Here is a 20,996-nt window from a genome sequence, read left to right on the forward strand (position 1 = left end):
ACCATGGTCTACGTGTCCTATTGTTCCAATATTTACATGTGGCTTGCTTCTTTCAAATTTTGCCTTTGACATTTTTATTTCCTCCTTTATTTCAAATACACTTACCCTGGTGTGTTATTAAATTAAATAACATAAAAAATATATTTTTATGGAGCCCATAACCGGGATTGAACCGGTGACCTCCACCTTACCAAGGTGACGCTCTACCTACTGAGCTATATGGGCAATTCAAACTTTTTAATAAATTAAATTTTTGGAGCGGGTGAGGGGAATCGAACCCCCGTAACTAGCTTGGGAAGCTAGGGCTCTGCCATTGAGCTACACCCGCTCATTAATTAAATTATATGTATATCACATACCAATTACTAATTTTAATATAAAGATTTTTATATGTCAATAGGTATTTTTTTACTTACCATATAGACTTTTTTCAAGTTTTCTTTTTACTCTTTGAAGTGCATTATCTATAGATTTTGCATGTTTATTTAAATCACATGCAATTTCTTGATAAGACTTTCCATCAAGATAAGAAGATAAAACTTCCAATTCCAAATCGGACAAAACTTCTCCAATTTCTACTTTTATATGTTTTAATTCTTCTTGGCTTATTACAATTTCTTCAGGATCTGTTACCTTAGCCATTGATAATATATCAAGCAAAGTCCTGTCCGACTCTTCATCATATATAGGCTTATTTAAAGATATATATGTGTTAAGCGGAATATGCTTTTGCCTAGTTGCAGTTTTAATGGCTGTAATAATTTGTCTTGTGATACAAAGTTCTGCAAAAGCTTTAAAGGAAGTCATTTTATCATTTTTAAAATCTCGTATAGCTTTATAAAGGCCTATCATACCTTCTTGATATATATCTTCCTTATCAGCTCCAATTAAAAAGTAAGATTTTGCTTTTGCTTTAACAAAATTTTCATATTTATTAATGAGGTATTCTTGAGCTACAGTATTACCATTTTTTGCTTCAATTGCTATTTCCTCATCTAGTTTGTTTTCAAAGTCAGAAAAATTTTTTGTAGAAAATATAACGTTTTTATACAATATAATCCCCCCAAGTATGCCATGCCCTAAGATTAATTATACATTTAAACTATTTTTTTCGTCAAGAGGTTTTACTTGCTTCTTCGTATTTTTTCAAGTTTTTCCAAAATATCTTTTTGAATTCTATCTTCTATTAAATGTCTTTTCTCTGAATACTTTTTTTCTGATTTAGTTCTAATCTTATTTTCAGCTTCTTTTACTTCAAAGTAAAATTCCAAAGATGACATTCTTATAGCTCCTCTTTGAAATGTAACCTGTTGTTCTAAAGAATCAGAAGTTACTACACAAACCTCTGTATTTCTGCCAATTTTATTTACAGTTTTTTCAATATAACTATCAGCAGTTTCTCCTTCTTTTGTATATACAATTATGAGATTATCTGTAATTTTTTCTTTTTTCTCTAAACTCCCACTGACCATATGAGCATCAAACACAATATAAACTTTATATCCCTTAAAGGTAGCATAATTTTGAATGTAATCTATAAGTTTTACTCTAGCTGCTTCTAAACTATATTCTTTAATTTTTTTAAGTTCGGGCCAACTATTTATAACATTATATCCATCAACAAAAACGTTTCTCAATTTTAATCCCTTTTAATCCTTTGTTTCAAAACTTCATACATCATTATTCCACCAGCAACAGAAGCATTTAATGAATTAATTTTACCTACCATAGGTATTTTTACAAGCATGTCACATTTACTTTTAGTAAGTTTTGAAATTCCTTTACCTTCGCTTCCTATAACAAGTGCTATTGAGCCTTTTAAATCTACATCAAAGCAATAACTCTCTCCTGCCATATCTGCTCCATAAATCCAAATATTTTTTCCTTTAAGTTCATCTATTACCGAATTAATATTTGTAACTTTTGCTATTTTCATATGTTCTACTGCTCCTGCAGAAGACTTATATACTGTTGAAGTTATACCTACATTTCTTCTTTTTGGTATAATAATTCCATGAGCTCCACAAACTTCAGCACTTCTTATTATTGCACCAAAATTATGAGGATCTTCAATTTCATCTAAAATAATTATAAATGGATTTTCTTTTTTTTCTTCTGCATATTTTAGTATATCTTCTACTTCAAAATATTTATAAGGAGTAACTAAAGCTATAACTCCTTGATGTGCTCTGGAGGCAGACATGCTATCTAATTTTTTTCTATCTACTTCTTTTATAACAATGCCCTTATCTTTAGCTAGTGCTATTACAACATTTATAGAACCTTGAGAATCGCCTTTTGCAATCATAATCTGTTCTATTGTTCTATCAGATCTTAAAGCTTCAATAACTGCATTTCTACCTTCAATAATATCTTCTCTAACTGGTGCATTTTCAATATTTTTTTTATATAAATTATCATTTTTAGCCGCCCGAACATTTTCATACTTTTCTTTTAATTCATCTTTAGTTTTTTCTTTTTTCATTTTATCCCTTCCTTTGATCTTCACATCTTAATTTTATAACAGTATTTAATATATAATTAAGTCTTTCATTTTGCTCTGTTAAGTATAAAAAACCTAATAGACTTTCAAAACCTGTAGCTATTCTATACTCCTGCACGTCAGCATTTTTAGGTACAGTTGCTGATTTTGAATTTCTTCCCCTTTTAAATATTATTATTTCCTCTTTTGAAAGTTCATTTTCTAATTTTTTCATAAACTCACTTTGAGAGTGAGCTTTTACAAAAGAAATGGCTTCTTTATGAAGTTTATGCACAGACATATCTCTATTTTTATCTATAAGATATGTCCTTATAAAAACTTCATATACAGCATCTCCTACAAAAGCAAGTACTAAAGGATTTAGCTGCGCTGCTTCTTTTGTTGTAAATTTTTTCTTGAATAAATCAAAATCCATTAAATATTATACCTTCTTCCATCTTACTCCTTGTGGAGTATCTTCAAGAATAATTCCTTTAGCTTTAAGCTCATCTCTTATTTTATCTGCTAAAGCCCAATTTTTATCTTTTCTAGCCTGCTGTCTTTTAGCTATAAGTTCTTCTATTTCTTTTTCTAAATTTCCTTTGGTAGATTTTTGGAGTATACCAAGAGGTTTACCAAGTTCTCTTATAAGATCTAATGACAATTTTACAAGTTCTTTTGAAGAAGTTAATGTTACGTTAGTATTAATATCTCTTACTAAATCAAATATAACTGAAATAGCATCTGCAGTATTAAAATCATCATCCATCTTTTCTATATATTTATCTCTATAGCCATTTAATTTTTCTAAATAATTTTTTTCATCTTCATTCATTTTATCTATTTTTACTTCTTCTAAAAGACTTTCAAGGTTAGCTATAGCGTTATATAATCTTTCTAAAGAAGCTTTAGAAGCTTCTAAAAGTTCTTCACTAAAATTAAGAGGAGTTCTATAATGTGCTGAAAGCATAAATAATCTAATAACATCTGCATCATATTTTTCTAAAACTTCTCTTGCAGTAAAGAAATTATTTAATGATTTAGACATTTTTTTATTATCAACATTTATAAAAGCAGAGTGCATCCAATAATTTGCAAATGGTTTTCCGTTTCTAGCCTCACTTTGTGCAATTTCATTTTCATGATGTGGAAATGCTAAATCTTCTCCCCCAGCATGTATATCTATTGTTTCTCCTAATAGTTTATATGCCATGCATGAGCATTCTATATGCCAGCCTGGTCTTCCCATTCCCCAAGGACTTTCCCAAGCAGGTTCTCCTAATTTTTGTTTTTTCCATACCGCAAAATCCATTGGATCTTTTTTTCTTTCATCAATGCTTATTCTCGCTCCAGCTTGAAGCTGTTCTAAATTCTGCCCTGAAAGCTTACCATAATCTTTAAATTTTTTTGTACTAAAATATACATCTCCATCAACTTCATAAGCATACCCTTTATCTATTAAATCTTTTACAAAATTAATTATTTCAGAAATAAATTCAGTAGCCCTTGGATTAACAGTTGCTCTTTTTATATTTAATGCATCTGCATCTTTATAATATTCTTTTATAAATTTATCTCCAAGCTCTTTAACTGTTATATTTTCAGCATTAGCTCTATTTATCATTTTGTCATCTATATCTGTAAAATTTTGAACAAATTTTACATTATATCCTTTATATTCTAAGTATCTTCTAAATGAATCGAATACTATAAATGTTCTTGCATTACCTATATGAAAAAAATTGTAAACAGTAGGTCCGCACACATACATACTTACTTCATTAGGCACAATTGGAACAAATTCTTCTTTTGTTTTTGAAAGGGTATTATATATTTTCATATTTTTCAACTCCTTTATAACTAATATTCTACCATACTTTTATTTTTATCCTATATATAATACTACAAATTAATATATATTTGCTACTTTAAAGTTAATTTTAGTCATAGTTTATAATAATCTTTATCGTAAAATCAATTAATTTTATAATACTTTCCCCTAAAAATTATATCATAAAAAAAATACTCACCAAAAGGCGAGAATTTATATTTAATACTATATATTTTTTATATAGATATAAAACTTAAAAATTTAATATAGCTTCATGATAAAATAATCTTCTTTGTTATAAACAAAATATATTATATACTTGGATTATTATTTTACTTAATTATATTTAGTTTTTATGTTGTATGTCTATACTCTAATATTTTTTCTCCAATAATTAAGTCTTCAGGTGTAGTTATTTTGATATTATTATAACTTCCTTCATAAAAATATACTTTGTTTCCAAAATACTCAGCAATGCTTGTATCATCAGTAAATTTAATATTATATTCAGCTGCTTTTTTATGGCAATTAAATATAATATCATATTTAAAACATTGAGGTGTCTGAACAGCAAAAAGTTTATCTCTATCTAAAGTTTCTTTAGAAAAATTATTTTCATCTATAATTTTTATTGTATCTTTAACCTTAACTCCACAAGCAGCCGCTCCAAATTTTTCAGCATATTTTATACCTTCTAAAATATTTTTATTATCTACAAAAGGTCTTGCTCCATCATGAATTAATACTATATCATACTCTGATGCAGCTTTTAATCCATTATACACTGAATGCTGTCTTTCTTCTCCACCGTAAACTACAGCTGAAACTTTATTAATGTTATATTTTTTTATTATTTCATTTTTACAATACTCTGCTTCTTTTTCTGATGTAACAAGAATTATACTGTCTATTAGATTGCAATTTTGAAAAGCCATAAGTGTATAATAAAGTATAGGTTTATCTTTTAATTTTAAAAATTGCTTATTTATATTAGTACCCATTCTTTTACCTTTACCAGCAGCAACTATAATTGCACAAACTTTATCCATAAAATACACCTTAACCTTTACTTAAGCTTCCATTTCTTCTTTACGTCTTGCAAAAATCATTCTTCCTGCAGCAGTTTGAAGTACAGAAGTTACTACTACATCTTTTGTTTCTCCAATATACTTTCTTCCGCCTTCAACTACTATCATAGTACCATCATCAAGATAAGCTACCCCTTGTCCTGATTCTTTACCATCTTTAATTATTTGAATTTTCATCTCTTCGCCTGGTAAAACTACAGGCTTAACTGCATTTGCTAATTCATTTATATTAAGAACTGAAACACCTTGAAATTCTGCAACCTTATTTAAATTATAGTCATTTGTTATAACTTTTCCGTTTAAAACCTGTGCAAGTTTTAATAATTTACTATCAACTTCTGCTATATCCGGAAAATCTTTTTCATATATTTGAACATCTATATTAAGTTCTTTTTGAATTTTATTTAATATATCTAGACCTCTTCTTCCCCTGTTTCTTTTTAAAGCATCTGAAGAATCTGCAATATGTCTTAATTCTTCAAGTACAAAATTAGGTATAATAAGAGACCCCTCTATAAAACCAGTTTGACATATATCAAATATTCTTCCATCTATTATAACAGAAGTGTCTAAAATTTTTGCATCTCCCTTTTGGGGTCCTTTAGATTTTTTTTCCTTTGAAACACTTCCTTTTTTTATATTTGAAAAGAAATTTATAAGTTCTTCTCTTTTCCTTACAGCTATATCAGCTCCTATAGATGCTAAAGCCACAGCTATAAGTACAGATATAATTGTCCAAAAAAATGATATTTGTGCAAGTAGTATTCCAAATAATGATGCAATAATAAGTCCTACAATACCTCCTGTTGTAGCAAAAATAATTTCATTTACAGGAATTTTTTGAATGCTCTTTTCCATATAATCAATTGCAGCAAATATAAACTTGTTAATCCAAGGAGAAATTAAAAATAAAATAAATCCAAAAATTAATGTACATAAAATTAAAAATATTACTTTTAAAATAATATTACTATTGAAATAGTTTAAACTGTGGAAATAATTAGGTTTTAAAAGAAATTTTCCAATAAAAAAACCAATTATTAACCCGGTTGCAGTAAAAAGACCTCTAAAAATCTTTTTAAGCAATAAAATCACCTCCCTTTACATTATTAGCAAATTTTTCAAATTTAAATCTGTTTATATCTAATATATATTATAAAAATATTTTTTTCAATAATTAGAGGCCTTATTTAATAATAATTTATTATATTATTTTAAATTTCTTATAATTTTTAATGCTTCATTTAAGCTTATATCTAAAACAAGCATTATTTCACTTCCAACTAGTTCTTCAGCTTTATTTAATATTTTTTCTTCTCCTAAAGGCATAATGCCCTTACTTTTTAGATAATATAAATCCCTTAAAACTTCACATTCTTTCTCTAAAATTCCAGTAGATATTTTATCATTATTATTTCTATATCTTTTGCTCCATTTTTTTTCTATTTTCTTAGGTTCCTCTTTAATTATATTAATGCAGTTATATAACTGTTCTTTTGTTACAATTTCTCTTATTTTGTAATTTTTTATTCTATTTATAGGTATAGACAAACTTATTTCGTTTATAACTAATTCTATATAAACAAATTCACATACAGTATTATATATATTTTTTAATTCAATATTTTTTATTATTCCAGCGCCATAATTAGGTACAAATATTTTATCACCATTAGTTAACATCTTTTTTCCCCCTATCTTTATAAGTGTTCTTGATTTATTATATAAATGTACATAAAAATTTGTCCTATGGTTTGTTGACAAAATTATCTGAAAAATTTTATAATTACATTAAGATAATGGAAAAAATAATTTTCAGAACAAATTTTTTGTATATTTTGTTGTTTTATAAGCAGAGAATAAAAATCAAAATTATTTTTTTAATATTTTTATTTTTCAAGTATTTTATAGAAGATATTAAACTTATTTAAGGAGTTGAGACCCAATGAAAGATGTTATCTTCGACGATTTTCAAAACTGCGTAAGCGAATCTTTGTTAAGACATAGAAGTGTTTTAGATATAATGACTAAACTTCAAGAATCAGACAGCAGAATTAATAGAGCTGTTGCTAAAGCTGTTACAAATTGTGGCTGTATGTCTATAGAGGCTAAAAAGCAAAAAATTGAAGATTTAGATGACAATATAAGTATTGAAGATTTAAAAGATCAATTTGAAACCCATCTTAAAGGAGTACCTTGCGATAACTGTAGAGATGTATTAGAAAAAGAAATAGGAAATCATTTATTTTATATTGCTTCTTTATGTAATCTTCTTGATTTAAATATGTACGATATACTTTTAAAAGAATATGATAGAATAGAAACTTTAGGTAAGTTTTCTTTAAAATAAAAGCACTACAAGAATTTTTTTAAAGCTAAAATAACTCTAAAATCTAATATAATTAAATTTTCTTAAATAAAATAAAAGCGGCACTAACTTTTGTGCTGCTTTTTAAGTTTAATTTTATTAAATTTCTTTAAGTTCTAACTTATATAGGCTTATCAATCATTATCTGCTCTCTAAGTCTTCTTAACCCATTTTTAATAGCTTTTGCCCTAGCTTCTCCTATTCCTTCTACTTTATCAAGCTGCTCATAAGAAGCTTCCATAACTCCTTTAAGCTCTTTAAATCTTTTGATTAAATTTTCTATAACTCCTGAAGGTATTCTAGGTATTTTACTTAACATTCTAAATCCTCTTGGAGAAATAAATGTATCTACTAAAGGTACTCCTGTATATCCAAGTATTTTAGATAAATAATCTAAATCTAAAAGTTCTTCTTGTGATATACTTTGAATCTGTTTATAAATATCATTGTAATCTAACCCATTTTGACAATAATCTCTTATTAAATATATTTCATCTTGTTCAACAGATTTTACAAGTTCATTTAGCTGCATAGAAACAAGCCTGCCTTCGTTGCCAAGCTCACATATATACCTTTCTATTTCTCCTACAATTCTCATAACCATTTCTGTTCTTTGAATAACTGTTATAACATCAAAAAGTGTAGCTATATCCTGAAATTCTAGCATATTTAAATTACTTATAACTCTATCAAGTACAACAACATATTTTTCTAAAGTTTGTATAGCTTGATTGGCTTTACTAAGTATTACACTTGTGTCTTTTAAAATATATTTAAAATTATCCTTGTATATAGTTATAATATTTCTTCTTTGAGATATAGCAATAACTATAGCACCTGTTTGTTTTGCAACCCTATCTGCAGTCCTATGCCTGGTACCTGTTTCAAATGTAGGTATGCTTGAATCTGGTACAAGCTGAGTATTAGCATATAATATTTTTTTAAAATCACTGCTTATTACTATAGCTCCATCCATTTTAGCAAGCTCATATACATAAGTTGGAGTATATTCAGAGTTTATATAAAAACCTCCATCTACTATATCTAAAACCTGCTCACTATCTCCTAAAACTATAAGTCCACCTGTTTTAGCCCTAAGCACATTTTCAAGTCCTTCTCTTAAAGGTGTACCTGGAGCCATAATTTTAAGTATATTTAAAAGTTCTTTATCTTTTTCAATTCTCATAATTAATCACCCTATTTATATACTTTATTTAATTAATTTATATTTGAGTAACTAAAGTTCTTATTTTTATTTTTTATATTAGTCTCAAATCTGTTTAAATTAAATAAATTTACTTTTAAATTAAATTTATTTAAAAACCTTTTTTATGGCTTCCTTAAGAGAGGAAATCAATATAACATCTGCATCCTTTGATTGTGCTTTTTCTCTATTTCTATATGGTATAACTATATTTTTAAAGCCCATTTTAATTCCTTCATTTACTAATCTATCACAATAAGAAACTGGTCTTACTTCTCCAGTAAGCCCTACTTCTCCAATAATTAAAGCTTTTTCTAAATTTAATTCTTTACCTTTTAAACTTGATATAAGAGCCAAAGCTAAACCTAAATCTCCATAAGTTCCATAAATGTTTAAACCACCTACTACATTAACATATACATCGCAATTATAAAAGGGGATTTTAAGTTTTTTTTCAAGTACTGCTAAAATTAAATTTAATCTAGAATTATCTATTCCTACTGAAGTTCTTCTTGGTATAACAGCTTTAGTCTCACTTACAAGTGCCTGTATTTCTACTAGTATAGGCCTTGTGCCTTCCATAACACCTATAACAACTGCTCCTTCTTTTGTAGAGCTATTTTCTTCTAGAAATACTCTTGATGGATCTGTTATTTCTTTAAGTCCAGTACTAGACATTTCAAATACACCTATTTCACTTGTAGTTCCAAAACGGTTTTTTACTGTTCTTAATATTCTAAAGTCTTCTGTTCTTTCTCCTTCAAAAGTAAGCACAGCATCTACCATATGTTCTAAAACCCTTGGTCCTGCTAATTCTCCTGCTTTAGTTACATGAGCAACAATAAAAAAAGGTATATTTCTAGTTTTCCCAATACGCATTAAATCACTAGAACATTCTCTAACCTGAGAAACACTTCCTGGAGCAGAAGTTAAGTTATTTTTATACAAAGTTTGAATAGAATCTACTATTACAAATATAGGGTGAACATCTTCTATATGCTGCTCAATAATATCTATATTAGTTTCAGATAATATATAAAGCTCTGAAGAAATAGCTTCTAGTCTATCTCCTCTCATTTTTATCTGTTCTTCTGACTCTTCTCCAGATACATAAAGCACCTTACCATATCTTTTTGCAATATTATTTGCAGTTTGAAGAAGTAATGTTGACTTCCCAATACCTGGATCCCCGGAAATGAGTACTAAAGAGCCTTTTACAAGTCCCCCTCCTAAAACTCTATTAAGTTCTGATATACCTGTATCAAATCTTTCGTATTCTCCAGATTTTATATTTATAATACTTTGAGGCTTGTTACCAGTACTTATAGTAACTGCCCTTGTAAAGTCTTGAGCTGGACTTTTTTGCTCTTCTGTCATACTATTCCACGATCCACATTCTGGACACTTCCCCATCCATTTAGGATTTTCATAACCGCACTTTTGGCAAATAAATACCGTTTTTGATTTAGCCATAATTCTATCACCCTTAGTTTATAAGATTCTATTATTATACTCTTTTAAAGTAATGCTTTCAATTGATAATAAAATTTTTCAAATTCTAAACTTTTAAAAATTTAGTTATAATATATTTTTATAATTATTAAAATTATTAATCAAATTTTAATAAAAAAATCTGCAAAATTTAATTATTTTGCAGATTTTTTGTTATATATATTATTTCATTGTAATAATATTTAACTACAGTTTTATCCAACAAATTTTCTTTTGTTATACATATTTTATTTCATTGTTTGAATTGTGTTTTAAAAGTGAGGCTGCTTCCTTATCTACTATTACAAGTACATCTGGATGAACTTGTAAAATAGATGCTGGAACTTTTGTACTTATTTTATCCTCTACTAATTTAGCTATTATTTCAGCTTTCTTTTTTCCGCTTGCTAAAAGAATTATTTTTTTAGCTTTCATTATACTCCCGAGTCCCATAGTTATAGCCTGAGTTGGTACTTCTTCTATATTTTCAAAAAATCTTGAATTTGCTTTTATAGTTTCTTTAGTAAGATCAGTTAAATGAGTGTTTAAATTTAAATAATCTGAAGGCTCATTAAATCCAATATGCCCATTTGTACCTATACCTAAAAGCTGAAGATCAATTCCACCTGCTTTTTCTATAGCTTCATCATATTCTCTGCATTCTTTTTCTATATCTTCTGCTACACCATTTGGAATATGAGTTTTATTTTTATCTATATTTACATGATTAAATAAATTTATATCCATAAAATATCTATAGCTTTGAGGATGGTCGCCTTTTAATCCTCTATATTCATCTAAATTAAAAGAAGTTACCTGTGAAAAATCTACTTTATGTTCTTTATTTAATTTTACTAATTCTTTATAAACTCCTTCTGGTGTACTCCCTGTTGCAAGACCAAGAACTGCATTAGGTTTTACATATAAAAGTTTAGCTATTTCATTAGCTGCAATTTTACTCATTTCATTGTAATTATCTGCTACTATAACTTTCATTTTATTTTACCCTCTTTCCTAAGCATATTAACTTCTAATATATATTTATCTGATCTATAAATAGATTCTTCAATAAAAATTAATTTACCATTATTAGTTATATTTTTACTAAAAGATTTTAAAAGAGGAACATCTTTTTCAATTCTAAATAGCTTTTTATAATTATCATCTATAAGTATAGCTTGTATAGAAGCTTCAGAATGATCTATAAATATTCCTTTTTCTTCTAATATGTTATATAAAGAATACTCAAGCTTTTTTCTTTCTACACCTTCTAGATATTGTAACGGAATATATACAAGTTCTTTAGCAATTACCTCTCCTTCTACAATTCTTAATCTATCTAATTTATAAACTTCATCATATGGAAGTAAATTTTTAAGATTTTCTAAAGTATGCACTTTTTCAAATGTTAAAATTTCTGTTTTAAGTTTAAGGCCTATTTTTTCAACCATCTCTGAAAAGCTCATTATATCTCTTTGCTTAACCTTAGGTTCACAAACAAAAGTTCCTTTGCCTTTTTCTCTATAAAGAACGCCTTCTTGTACAAGTTCTCCAAGTGCCTGTCTTACAGTCATTCTGCTTACATTGTGTTCTATAGAAAGCTCTCTTTCGCTGGCAATACATTCTCCAGCTTTCCAAACTCCTTTATTTATTTTTTGTTTAATATCTTCTTTTAATTGATAGTACACAGGAATTGGACTATTTTTATCTACACTCATACTTAAACACCACTCTTTATTTATATAATAAATTCTATTTATTATATATTATAACCTATATACCTATAGATGTCTATACCAGTTTAAATTTTTTCTATATAAAAAGCAGTTTAAATTAAGTTAAACTGCTTTTTAATGTTTCAGCTATTTTTTATAAGCTTTTTAGTGTTTTAAGTATTTTTCCATAACATTCTTTACTTTAGGAACTACATAAGAACTTCCACCCTTATTTTCTACATTTTCAATCATCATAACAGTCATAATGCTTGGGTTTTCTGTGTTATAAGAAATAAACCATCCATTTTCTTTTCCAGTTTTCCCTTGATTTTGTTTTAACTCTGCAGTACCAGTTTTTCCTGCTAAAGTTATACCTGATATTTTGGCATCATGTCCTGTCCCATTTGGATTTTCTATTACTTGAATTAAATCTTTATTTATAATATCTGCAATTTCCTTTGATATAACATTTTCTTTCCAAATTTTAGGATTATCTGTTTTATCTTTCATGTCCAATATAGGTTTTAGTATATTACCGTTATTTACAAAAGATCCATAAATAAGCGCAAGCTGAAGTGGATTCATAAGCACATCACCTTGTCCATAACCGCTATCTGCAAGTTTAATTCCATCTTTATCATTTATATCTCCTATTTGCGATGAAACCATAGGAAATGGAAATTCTATCTTTTCCCCAATTCCAAAATCTTTAGCTCCATTTATAAAATTATCTTTCCCTATATCTAAAGCTGTTTTAGCAAAATATATATTATCTGAATATATAAGAGCTTCCATTAAATTTAAAGATGTATATTCACTATGTACCCTTGTTACAAAATAATTTCCCCAAGAAGAATCTTTTTGCCATTTTTCTCCTTGAATTGTAATCTTTTTAGAAGGATCTAGTTTGTTAGTTTTGAGCCCTATTGCTGCAGTAATTGGTTTAAAAGTAGAACCTGGAACAGTAGCATTACTAAATTTACTTAAAAGAGGCTTGCTTTCATTTTTTTCTAAAGCTATATAATTTCTATTACTTATTTCACTTACAATTAAATTAGGATCGTAGGAAGGAGTGCTTACCAATGCTAAAACTTCTCCTGTTTTAGGATTTACTGCTACTCCTGTTCCACTATCGCCTTTAATTTCATTATAAATATTTTTCTGCAAATTTATATCTATAGAAATAGTAATATCCTCTCCATCTTTTTTTTCTTTTTCAAGTACAACTTCCTTTTGTACACCTTTATCATCATTTATATAAATAGCACCACCAGCTTCTCCCCTAAGTCTTTTTTCATAAATTGATTCAAGTCCTGTTTTTCCTATAATATCACTACTATCATAACCTTGATCTTTATATTTTTTAAGTTCTTCTGCAGTAATATTATCTACATATCCTATAAGCTGTGCTGCAGCTTCTTTTTCAGGATAATATCTTATAGTAATATCTTCAGAGGCAGTTGAAGTAAAAACTCCAGGAAGTTCTATAGCCTTTTTGGCTTTATCTATATCATCTTCTCTAGAAAGCCTCATTACAAATGCTCTTTGATCTGGATGAGACTTAACGTAAGGCTGATTTAAAACATTTTCAATTTCTTCTTTAGTAACTTTTAATATACTTGAAAGCTGATTTATGATATTTTCTTTATCACTTTGAATTTTTTCAGGAACAATATAAATATCAACAGCCTTTCTATTTACTGCCAAACCTTTCCCATTTCTATCTTTTATTTCGCCTCGCTTACCAATACTTTTTACATAAGAAATACTATCTCCTTTAGTAAGATTAGGTAAAATCATGCTTTCATCCCAAACTACATACCAATCTTTGCTTTTCCCCTGCTTTTCGTTTATAAGACTTACTTCATATGTAAAATCTTTATTACCTATAGGGGTTTGTAATGATATTTTTACTGGAAATTTAACTTTATTATCTTTATCTTTTTCAAACTTTTCAGGATAGCTTGGACTTATAATTATCTTACTTACATGTGCTGCATCGTATATATTTTTATATCTTTCAGTAAAATATTTCTCATCTATATTTTTTTTAGATTCACTAGATAACATATTATACATTGATGAGTAATCCTTTTGAGCAAGAAATTTACTAAATTCATCAAAAACAACATTAGGACTTTTACTTTTAAAGCAACCTGTTAATGAAAATACTATAATTAATAATAAACCTAATAAATGTTTTTTATTTTTCACCACACTCATCTCCCTTATAATGAAAGGACTGAAGCAAAATATATTTATGAATTATTTATTTTGCTTCAGTCCTTTCTTACTTATTATATTAAAAATAATTTATATTAAAAATGATTTAAATTCTAATAAATTTGAGCTCATTATCTTCTGCTGTAACTTTAACCTTTTGACCTGAAGATATATTTCCTTTTAATATTTCTTCTGATAATTTATCTTCTACAGCTTTAGTTATAGCTCTTCTAAGAGGTCTTGCACCATAAGTTATATCATAACCTTCCTTAGTAAGATAAGTTTCTGCACTATCATCAAAAACAAGTTCTATTCCTTGCTCTTTAATTCTATCTGAAACATTTTTAAGCATAAGTTTAACTATTTGCTTTAAGTTATCTTCATTAAGAGGATGGAATACTATAATATCATCAATTCTATTTAAAAACTCTGGTCTGAAAGAACGCTTAAGTTCATCCATAACATTTTCTTTCATTTTTTCATATTCATTTTCTGCCTCTTTAGTATTAGGTGCAGAAAATCCTAAGCTTTTTTGTTTTTTAATTGTACTTGCTCCTACATTTGAAGTCATTATTATTATAGTATTTTTAAAATCTACAGTTTTACCTTTTCCATCGGTAAGTCTACCATCTTCTAAAATTTGGAGAAGTATATTAAATACTTCTGGATGAGCTTTTTCAATTTCATCAAAAAGCACTACTGAATATGGATTTCTTCTTACTTTTTCAGTAAGCTGTCCTCCTTCATCATATCCTACATATCCTGGAGGTGAACCTATAAGTCTAGATACTGTATGCTTTTCCATGTATTCAGACATATCTATTCTAATCATACTATTTTCATCACCAAACATAGCTTCAGCAAGTGCCTTAGAAAGTTCTGTCTTACCTACTCCAGTAGGTCCTAAAAATATAAATGACCCTATTGGCCTTTTTGGATCTTTAAGACCAACTCTGGAACGTCTTACTGCTCTTGCAATAGATTTTACAGCCTCATCTTGACCTATAACTCTGCTATGAAGTATTTCTTCAAGCTTTAAAAGTCTTTCAGATTCTTTTTCAGTAAGCTTTTCTACAGGAACATTAGTCCATCTTGAAACTACAGATGCAATTTCTTTTTCTCCCACTATATTGTGAGTAGAGCCTTCATTTTGTGCTTTCCAATTATTTTTTTCACTTTCAAGCTTATCTTTTAATTCTTTTTCTTTATCACGAAGTTGTGCAGCTTTTTCAAAATCCTGAACTCTAATAGCATCTTCTTTTTCCTTTGTTGTCTTTTCTATTTCTTCTTCAAGTTTCTTTAAATCTGGTGGTGCAGTTAAGTTTGCAATTCTAACTTTAGCTGCAGCTTCATCTATAAGGTCTATTGCCTTATCTGGAAGATATCTATCTGTAATATATCTATCTGATAAATTAACAGCTGCCTCTATAGCTTCATCTGTGATTTTAACTCTGTGATGAGCTTCATATTTATCTCTTAAACCTCTCAATATTTGAAGTGCTTCTTCTTTTGTAGGCTCTCCAACTGTTACTGGTTGAAATCTTCTCTCTAAAGCTGAATCTTTTTCTATATATTTTCTATATTCATCAATAGTTGTAGCACCTATGCATTGAATTTCTCCTCTAGCTAATGCCGGCTTTAATATATTAGAAGCATCAATAGCTCCTTCAGCTCCTCCAGCTCCTATAATTGTGTGAATTTCATCAATAAATAGTATTACATTTTGAACTTTTCTTATTTCTTCCATTACTTTTTTTAATCTATCTTCAAATTCTCCCCTATATTTAGAACCTGCTACCATAGATGAAAGATCTAATGTTACTACTCTTTTATTTTTTAATATTTCAGGAATATTGCCTGATACAATTCTTTGTGCTAAACCTTCTACAACTGCTGTTTTACCAACACCAGGATCACCAATTAAGCAAGGATTATTTTTAATTCTTCTGCTTAATATTTCAAGAACTCTTTGAGTTTCTTTATCTCTTCCTATAACAGGATCTAGCTTTCCTTCAGCAGCCATAGCAGTTAAATCTCTCCCAAATTGATCCAAAGTAGGAGTAGATGTACCACGTGATCTATTAGAAGAACCTGAAACCCCAATATTAGGCTCACCTTCTTGCTCTCCCATACCTCCTGAAAGACTATTTATAAGTTCTTTTCTTAATGCTTCAAAGTTAGCACCTAAACTGCTAAGTATAGTAAAAGCTACACCTTCTGATTCTCTTATAAGAGCCAAAAGCATATGCTCTGGACTTATATAATTATGCCCTAAATTTCTAGACTCTAAAAGGCTTAATTCTAAAAGTCTTTTGGTTCTTGGTGTTAAAGGAATTTCGTTTTTAAATAAATCTGCTTCACCTTTCCCTTCATATTCTTCTACTAAACTTCTAACCTTTTCTACTGTTATACCAGACTCATTTAAAAGTCTTCCTGCTATTCCATTTTCTTCTCTTAAAATTCCAAGAAGTATATGTTCTGTACCTACATAACCATGTCTAAAATTTTGTGCTTCCTCTTGAGCGTACATAATAACTTTTTGAGCTCTTTCTGTAAATCTTGAAAACATCATAAAAATCACCACCTAAAATCTATTATTCTATATTATTTCCTCCAAGCCTCTGTCTTATAAGCTTAGCTCTTCTATAATCTCTTTCTTTATCAGAAAGATTCATATTTGATATAAGCTGCAAAGTTGCAGGCTGTACTTCTACCAAAAGGGAATTTAAAACTCCACTTTCTACATCTTTAATTATACCCATTTCTACTCCCATTCTTACACTAGATAAAAGATTTAAACATTCTTTTGAATCTATTAATACTGCTGATTTTAAAATTCCAAGAGATCTATATATTTTATCTTCTAACTCAAGCTTATGAGTTTTCATAAGATGAGATCTATAAAATTGTTCTTTTTCAATTATTTGACTTACTACAGCTTTTAAATTGTCTATTATTTCTTCTTCACTTAATCCTAAAGTTATTTGATTAGATATTTGATATAAATTCCCTTCAGCTTTTGATCCTTCTCCGAATAATCCTCTAACAGTCATGCCAACTTGAGTAACAGCATTTAAAATACTTCCTATAGCATTATTCATAGCTAATGCTGGTAAATGAAGCATGACAGAAGCTCTAAGACCAGTTCCAATATTAGTTGGGCAAGCTGTTATATACCCAAGTTTTTCATCGAAAGCAAAATCTAAGCTTTCTTCTAATAGATTATCTAATTTATCAGCAGTATCATAAGCTTCTTCTAAATTAAATCCAGAAGTTATACACTGAAGTCTTATATGATCCTCTTCATTTATCATAATACTTACAGTTTCTTTATCATCTACTATAAAAGCAGACTTTTTATAATTAGATAAAAGTTTATTACTTATTAAATGTTTTTCAAAATATGATGCATTAACAATATCGTCATTTTCCCATAAATACTTACTTTTATAATTTTTTTGAGCATAAGAAGATTTGTAGAAAGCCTCTTCAACTTTTTTTACTATCTTCTTACCATTTTCTGTATCTAACTTATCTGGAAAAGGAATATTTTTTATATTTCTTGCAAGCCTTATTCTACTACTTAAAACTATATTGTTACCTTGAGGCTCTAACCAATTTTGCACAAAAAATTCCCCCTTTACTCTTCATTCTTTTGAAGAGATTTAATCATATCTCTTATTTCTGCAGCTTTTTCATATTCTTCATTTGCAATAGCCTTTTGTAATTCTTCTTTAAGTTTTATAATTCTTCTTTTCTCTATAATACCTTTACCCAATTTTTTAGGTATTTTCCCTGTATGTTCTATATTTCCTTGAACTCTTTTAATTACAGGAGATAAACCTTGAGCAAAAGTTTCATAACATTCACTGCATCCAAGAAGTCCATTTTTTTTAAAATCTTTAAAAGTTGTTCCGCAATTTTTACAAGAAACCTCTGAAACTTTATTTATTTGAACCGCTGGAGACATATAATCCATAAGTCCGCTTAATATATTTTGAAATGAAAAAGAAGGTCCAAATATAAAATCATTTTCCATAGAAATACCTTGAATCTTATTAGCACAACTTTCACATAAATTTAACTCCTGTTTTTCCCCATTAATTATTTGAGTAAAATGCACATTAGCTTCATTTTTGTGGCAATTCTCACACAACATATTATTCACCTCAATTTTTTAAATATTATTATAGTATGTTCATTATCATTGCTCTTAATAAATCTGCTCTTAATTTATTTTTATTTTCTATAGCTCCTAAAACTCTATCATTTATAACTATTTTCATTATAGAAGCTTCTCTTTTAGTAATAATTTTACTATCTAAAAGAGTATTTATAATTTGAACTCCACTATCATATGTCAAACTATTTCCTATTTTTTCATTAATAGCCTTTAATAGTACATTATTGTGTGTAAATTCTATTTTCTTTATTAATATACATCCGCCGCCACCTCTTTTGCTTTCAACGCAATAGCCTTTATCTATAGTAAATCTTGTGGTTAAAACATAATTTATTTGAGAAGGAGCACAACTAAAATAGCTTGCAAGTTCATTTCTTTGTATTTGAAGTTCACCTTCATCATTATTTTCAACTAAATCCTTTATAAATTGCTCTATAATATCTGATAATCTAGCCACGAAAATCCTCCTTCTGACTTTGACTTTCTTTGACTTTAATTTAATAGTAATACTCTTATACCTTAAATTCAACAATTAAAATTCCCTGAATTTTATCAATTAATTCGTTTAATTTAAATTTTTTTACTTAATCTTATGTATATCTTAGTTTTTCTTAGAATTTTGGAAAATATTCCATTAATGTTATTAATATTATTTTTATACCTTTAAATATTTATATAGTTAAATTTAATAATTATAGTTAAATTTAATATAAAAAAATAAATTTTGAGATTAATTGTAAAATTAAATGTAGCAGATAAAAATGTTAAAGCAATGAATTTTAAAAATTTACTGCAAAATAATTATTGCATATTTATAAATATTTATGTATAATTATTTTTAACATGCAATATATATTTTTTCTATATAATCCTTATATAATTTAGTTTTATCTAAAAATTTTATTATTAAATATTTGCATAACAATTAATTTTTATTTGTATAAATATAATATTTTATTTAAATAATTAACTTAATATAATCATAAATAAAAAGTAAAGGTGGTTTTTAAGTATATGAAGCTATGGGGTGGAAGGTTTAAGGCAAGTGAAAGCAAATTAATGGAAGATTTTAATAGTTCATTAAGTTTTGATAAAAGATTATATAAAGAAGATATTATAGGAAGTAAAGCTCATGTAAAGATGCTTGTAAAATGTAATATATTAACAGCTTCTGAAGGTGATCTTATTCTTAAAGGGCTTGAAAGTATTTTAAATAAAATAGAAAACGGAACTCTTAAATTAGAAGGAGATTATGAAGATATACACAGCTTTATAGAAACTAATCTTATTTTAGAAATAGGAGAAACTGGTAAAAAACTTCATACTGCAAGAAGCAGAAATGATCAAGTTGCTTTAGATATGAGGCTTTATGCAAAATCTGCATCTTATGAAGTAGTAAATCTTTTAGAAGAACTTCAAAATGTAATTTTAAATATTGCTGAAAAAAATGCTGTTATTATGCCTGGTTATACACATCTTCAAAGAGCACAAGTAGTTACATTTAAGCACCATCTTTTAGCCTATTATAATATGTTTTTAAGGGATAAAAAAAGAATTTTAAATTCTATTGATATTTTAGATGAAAGTCCATTAGGCTGTTGTGCTTTAGCTGGTACAACTTACAATACAGATAGAGAATTTACAGCTAAAGAGTTAGGTTTTAAAAAACCTGTAGATAATTATTTAGACGGCGTAAGTGACAGAGATTATTTAATAGAACTTTGCTCTGATTTTTCAATTTTAATGATGCATCTTAGCAGACTAAGCGAAGAACTTATTTTATGGAGTACTAAGGAATTTGATTTTATAAGCATTGATGATAAATTTGCAACAGGCAGCAGTATTATGCCTCAAAAGAAAAATCCCGATGCAGCTGAGCTTATAAGAGGTAAAACAGGAAGAGTTTACGGCTCGCTTATGTCTCTTCTTACAATAATGAAAGGAATTCCTCTAGCTTACAATAAAGATATGCAGGAAGATAAAGAGCAGTTCTTTGATGCATTAGATACTGTAAAAAGCTGTATTAAAGTTATGTCTGGAATGCTATCTACATTAAAAGTTAAGGAAGAGAATATGAAAAAAGCTGTAAAAAAAGGCTTTTTAAATGCTACTGAAGCAGCAGATTATTTGGTTAATAAAGGTATGCCATTTAGAGATGCTCATGCCATAATAGGTTCTATAGTACTATATTGTGAAGAAAATGATACTTCAATAGAAGATTTGTCTCTTGAAGAATTAAATAAATTTAGTACTCTATTTGAGGAAGATGTTTATTCATTTATAGATTATGAAAATACTCTAAAAAGAGGTATAAAGAAAAATCTTTTATAAAATATAATATATAGCCCGAAAAACTTTCAAACATATAAGTTTTTCGGGCTTTTTGTAATTCTTATAAAAGTAACTCTAAT

19 protein-coding genes and 2 tRNA genes are annotated in these 20,996 nt (G+C 27.7%); 2 read left to right on the forward strand and 19 right to left on the reverse strand.

Features of this window, described 5'->3' with window-relative positions; translation table 11 throughout:
* Positions 1-149: 149 nt before the first annotated feature.
* From B5D11_RS03880 to B5D11_RS03925, 10 genes are all read right to left on the reverse strand, one after another.
* Positions 150-225 (reverse strand) — tRNA-Thr (locus B5D11_RS03880).
* Between the two features lie 29 nt (positions 226-254).
* Positions 255-328: transfer RNA gene (locus B5D11_RS03885), tRNA-Gly, on the reverse strand.
* Between the two features lie 80 nt (positions 329-408).
* On the reverse strand, positions 409-1,053 hold the full coding sequence (sigH, locus tag B5D11_RS03890; protein WP_078681749.1) for an RNA polymerase sporulation sigma factor SigH: 645 nt from the start codon (positions 1,051-1,053) through the stop codon (positions 409-411).
* A gap of 71 nt (positions 1,054-1,124) precedes the next feature.
* Positions 1,125-1,637, reverse strand: a complete 513-nt coding sequence (locus tag B5D11_RS03895) for an NYN domain-containing protein (protein WP_078681750.1) — start codon at positions 1,635-1,637, stop codon at positions 1,125-1,127.
* A 2-nt stretch (positions 1,638-1,639) separates the two neighbouring features.
* Positions 1,640-2,485, reverse strand: coding sequence for a 23S rRNA (guanosine(2251)-2'-O)-methyltransferase RlmB (rlmB, locus tag B5D11_RS03900; RefSeq protein ID WP_078681751.1), 846 nt, complete (start codon positions 2,483-2,485; stop codon positions 1,640-1,642).
* Position 2,486: 1 nt separating this feature from the next.
* Complete coding sequence (locus tag B5D11_RS03905; protein WP_078681752.1) at positions 2,487-2,918, reverse strand: Mini-ribonuclease 3; 432 nt, start codon at positions 2,916-2,918, stop codon at positions 2,487-2,489.
* Between the two features lie 6 nt (positions 2,919-2,924).
* Complete coding sequence (gene cysS, locus B5D11_RS03910; protein ID WP_078681753.1) at positions 2,925-4,322, reverse strand: cysteine--tRNA ligase; 1,398 nt, start codon at positions 4,320-4,322, stop codon at positions 2,925-2,927.
* Between the two features lie 344 nt (positions 4,323-4,666).
* Positions 4,667-5,362, reverse strand: coding sequence for a 2-C-methyl-D-erythritol 4-phosphate cytidylyltransferase (gene ispD / locus B5D11_RS03915; RefSeq protein ID WP_078681754.1), 696 nt, complete (start codon positions 5,360-5,362; stop codon positions 4,667-4,669).
* Positions 5,363-5,383: 21 nt separating this feature from the next.
* Positions 5,384-6,487: a PIN/TRAM domain-containing protein gene (locus B5D11_RS03920; protein WP_078681755.1), complete on the reverse strand. Its 1,104-nt coding sequence runs from the start codon at positions 6,485-6,487 to the stop codon at positions 5,384-5,386.
* 123 nt (positions 6,488-6,610) lie between these two features.
* Positions 6,611-7,084 carry a CarD family transcriptional regulator gene (locus B5D11_RS03925; RefSeq protein ID WP_078681756.1) on the reverse strand — a complete coding sequence of 158 codons (474 nt, stop codon included), beginning with the start codon at positions 7,082-7,084 and terminating at the stop codon, positions 6,611-6,613.
* A 262-nt stretch (positions 7,085-7,346) separates the two neighbouring features.
* Here B5D11_RS03925 and B5D11_RS03930 point away from each other — a divergent pair, with 262 nt between their 5' ends.
* The gene (locus tag B5D11_RS03930) at positions 7,347-7,751 is read left to right on the forward strand and encodes a DUF1573 domain-containing protein (RefSeq protein WP_078681757.1); all 405 of its coding nucleotides are present in this window, start codon (positions 7,347-7,349) and stop codon (positions 7,749-7,751) included.
* Between the two features lie 139 nt (positions 7,752-7,890).
* On the opposite strand, the gene disA is transcribed toward B5D11_RS03930, so the two are convergent.
* From disA to B5D11_RS03975, 9 genes are all read right to left on the reverse strand, one after another.
* Positions 7,891-8,955 carry a DNA integrity scanning diadenylate cyclase DisA gene (disA, locus tag B5D11_RS03935; protein WP_078681758.1) on the reverse strand — a complete coding sequence of 355 codons (1,065 nt, stop codon included), beginning with the start codon at positions 8,953-8,955 and terminating at the stop codon, positions 7,891-7,893.
* A 126-nt stretch (positions 8,956-9,081) separates the two neighbouring features.
* Entirely contained in the window at positions 9,082-10,446 is a 1,365-nt protein-coding gene (radA, locus tag B5D11_RS03940) for a DNA repair protein RadA (protein ID WP_078681759.1), read from the reverse strand.
* Positions 10,447-10,701: 255 nt separating this feature from the next.
* Positions 10,702-11,460 (reverse strand): glucosamine-6-phosphate deaminase, encoded by a 759-nt coding sequence (gene nagB / locus B5D11_RS03945; RefSeq protein ID WP_078681760.1) that lies wholly within the window; start codon positions 11,458-11,460, stop codon positions 10,702-10,704.
* A complete protein-coding gene (locus B5D11_RS03950; protein ID WP_078681761.1) occupies positions 11,457-12,182 on the reverse strand; it encodes a GntR family transcriptional regulator in 726 nt (241 codons plus the stop codon). Before B5D11_RS03950 ends, nagB begins: the two co-directional genes overlap by 4 nt.
* A gap of 162 nt (positions 12,183-12,344) precedes the next feature.
* Entirely contained in the window at positions 12,345-14,393 is a 2,049-nt protein-coding gene (locus tag B5D11_RS03955; protein WP_180376949.1) for a penicillin-binding transpeptidase domain-containing protein, read from the reverse strand.
* 115 nt (positions 14,394-14,508) lie between these two features.
* Positions 14,509-16,974, reverse strand: coding sequence for an ATP-dependent Clp protease ATP-binding subunit (locus tag B5D11_RS03960; protein ID WP_078681763.1), 2,466 nt, complete (start codon positions 16,972-16,974; stop codon positions 14,509-14,511).
* Positions 16,975-16,996: 22 nt separating this feature from the next.
* Positions 16,997-18,028, reverse strand: a complete 1,032-nt coding sequence (locus B5D11_RS03965; RefSeq protein WP_078681764.1) for a protein arginine kinase — start codon at positions 18,026-18,028, stop codon at positions 16,997-16,999.
* Between the two features lie 14 nt (positions 18,029-18,042).
* On the reverse strand, positions 18,043-18,561 hold the full coding sequence (locus B5D11_RS03970) for a UvrB/UvrC motif-containing protein (protein ID WP_078681765.1): 519 nt from the start codon (positions 18,559-18,561) through the stop codon (positions 18,043-18,045).
* Between the two features lie 28 nt (positions 18,562-18,589).
* A complete protein-coding gene (locus tag B5D11_RS03975; protein ID WP_078681766.1) occupies positions 18,590-19,042 on the reverse strand; it encodes a CtsR family transcriptional regulator in 453 nt (150 codons plus the stop codon).
* Positions 19,043-19,599: 557 nt separating this feature from the next.
* On the opposite strand from B5D11_RS03975, the gene argH reads away from it, so the two are divergent.
* Positions 19,600-20,916, forward strand: a complete 1,317-nt coding sequence (gene argH, locus B5D11_RS03980; RefSeq protein ID WP_078681767.1) for an argininosuccinate lyase — start codon at positions 19,600-19,602, stop codon at positions 20,914-20,916.
* Positions 20,917-20,996 lie beyond the last annotated feature (80 nt).

It is taken from the genome of Clostridium sp. USBA 49 (genome assembly GCF_900167505.1).
GTDB classification, from domain to species: Bacteria; Bacillota; Clostridia; order Clostridiales; family Clostridiaceae; genus Clostridium_AT; species Clostridium_AT prolinivorans.